Raw genomic sequence first — 763 nt, 5'->3', positions numbered from 1 at the left:
TCACGGCGCGTCGCGACTGGACGGCGATGAGATCGGTCGGCGAGATGATCGGGCCACCGGACGGCGGGCCTGCCTGGTTCGCGGCGGGGGCTGTCGCGGGCTCCGGGCGTGGTGTCGGAACCGGTGCAGGAAGGGCGACCGGGTTGGGGAAGAGGTCGACGATCAAGGCGGGCAGAAAAACGGCGCCGGCCTGGGCCGCACCCGGCCCACCCTTATCGCCGCCGTCCTTGACGCAGTCGGCCACGGTCGCATTGGCCTCGTTGCCGCAATCGATTTTCGTCCGGTCGGGAGTGGCTTCGTTGCTCTGCGCCGACGCAGGCACGGCGGCGATTGTCATCGCCGCCGCCAGGATAGCCGCAAATCGAATGTCCGCCTCAACCGCCATCAACAGGTTTCCTTCCCTCGATCACAGCCTCCGCGAAAGGCTGGGCGGCAATAAGGCCCCGCAGTTTCTCATAGTCGGCGGCTGTCGTCGCCGGAATGGCGAGCCTGAAGACGCCGTCGGCGGTCGGTCCGCCGATGATCTTGAGCTTGTTGGCGTCGAGAAAGGCGGCAATATCGGCCATCCTGGCATCCGGCTTGAATTTGACCAGCGCGAACGGCAATTTGGCCAGATCGTCTTGTGCGCCGGCGATCTCGAAATTGCCGCCCTTGCCGCCAGGCTGCACCAGAGACTGCACCGCGATCAAGGCCAGCAGGACCGCGGCCGCCGCCCAGGCGACGCCGACCGGCACCGCCATGAAGCGGCCCCAGGCCTGCGCCA

2 pseudogenes are annotated in these 763 nt (G+C 67.4%); both read right to left on the bottom strand.

Features of this window, described 5'->3' with window-relative positions:
• Nucleotides 1–385, bottom strand: a pseudogene (locus tag O7A61_RS32310) (S8 family serine peptidase); the annotation flags it as partial.
• Nucleotides 375–763, bottom strand: a pseudogene (locus O7A61_RS32305) (anti-sigma factor); the annotation flags it as partial. The pseudogenes O7A61_RS32305 and O7A61_RS32310, both read right to left, overlap by 11 nt.

Origin of the sequence: Mesorhizobium sp. Cs1321R2N1, from assembly GCF_037179725.1 — a bacterium.
GTDB classification, from domain to species: domain Bacteria; phylum Pseudomonadota; class Alphaproteobacteria; order Rhizobiales; family Rhizobiaceae; genus Mesorhizobium; species Mesorhizobium salmacidum.
The sequence above is the reverse complement of the archived record's forward strand: the minus strand, read 5'-3'. Positions and strand labels throughout refer to the sequence as shown.